This window comes from Pseudomonadota bacterium (assembly GCA_022361155.1).
Lineage (GTDB): Bacteria > Myxococcota_A > Polyangia > Polyangiales > JAKSBK01 > JAKSBK01.
The window spans coordinates 1-1,300 of sequence record JAKSBK010000328.1 but is presented as its reverse complement, the minus strand read 5'-3'; the positions used below and the strand labels follow the sequence as shown (position 1 = coordinate 1,300).

Sequence of the window (1,300 nt, the reverse complement as noted above, 5' to 3'; positions counted from 1 at the left end):
GGCCGGTCAGCCTAACATCATCGCGACTCCGGCGGATCGAGTCCGGCGTTGGGAAGCCTGCCTGCTAGGTGTGGACTGGGACGGGCCGCTCGTGAGCGGCGAGCGTTTCAAGATCGAGGAAGTGCTTGGCGAGCCGGTACCAGACCCTGATCTCAACATGGCGAGCTCGTGCGACCCGTGCGCGGCGCACCATGCCATCGGCGACCCGCCGCGGCATCCTGTTCCTGGGACGACCAACGAGTTCCTTTGCGGCGAATGCCTTCCAAGGCAGGTTGCGCAGGGCCGGATCTGTGTAGACTGCCCCTTCAACCTATGGGCCAACCACGCCACGGATACTTGCGAATGCTGTCCTCCAGGTCAGATCCTCGGCTCCACCGGAAACAACGTGTGTGAAGTATGTCCTCTTGGGCAAGGCGGTGATTGCGTTGCCAATTCCTGTGTGTGGTGCCCCGTCGACTTCAGCGTGGACGCCGCCACGGAGCTTGGAGTCCCTTGTCCTGAGGCTCAGGGCTTCGGCTCGGGCGCTACTCAATCCGACCAGGCGGTCTGCCCTGACGTTTGGATCGAGGTCCAGCACCTACCAGCAATCGCCGACAAACCGACCCTTGATATGTCCGCTACAGCGAGCGATGCAGCGTCACTTGACGAGGCGACCTGCATCGGAACCACGGTCGGCTACGATGTGCTGCGGCCGGATGGTTCCGGCGGCTGGCAGCTTCGGTTCACTCGCCAGAGTCAGGGAGTCTTCGGCACCTCCGGCTGCACGTTCAGCGCAACGGACTCCTTGGACACTTCAACGCTGCCAACAGCGATCCGGATACGTATTCATCCGCCCAGCGGCGGAACTGCTGCGACCACCACACAGCTACGTCTCGAGACCGAGGAAGACGAAAGGGTCTGTGGTGGCCCGCTGCTATGATGCCTCTCGAGTGCTAGGCGTATTCCAAGCCCGTAGACGAATCCAATTGAGCATTGCGGTACTTCTTGCCAGCGGGAGTGCCGCTTACGGATGCTGGGGACCCCATTGCCCGGAATCGGGATTGGACGGCGGAGAGCAGTTTCGTATCACTTTCGTTTCTGGCTTGCGGAATTGCCAGGAGATCTCTGAGGAACCGCTAGTCAACTTTAGGCCGGGTGATTCCTTTGTACTCACAGCAGGTAAGCAGACACCGCGTCCAGAATGCGACAATCAGCACCCGCCTTCTATGGGGGGCGGGCCCCAGGGTCCACAACCAATACCGGTGCCTGCCGACCTCAGCCCCTTTTTGAGTCAATGTGGTTTGGTGGGTGCTACTGCCCT

The 1,300-nt window shown here is 61.1% G+C and carries 1 protein-coding gene; it reads left to right on the top strand.

The window, feature by feature from the left end; genetic code table 11:
• The coding region (locus tag MJD61_12910) for a hypothetical protein (GenBank protein ID MCG8556168.1) at positions 1 to 919 on the top strand (919 nt) is incomplete at its 5' end.
• Positions 920 to 1,300 lie beyond the last annotated feature (381 nt).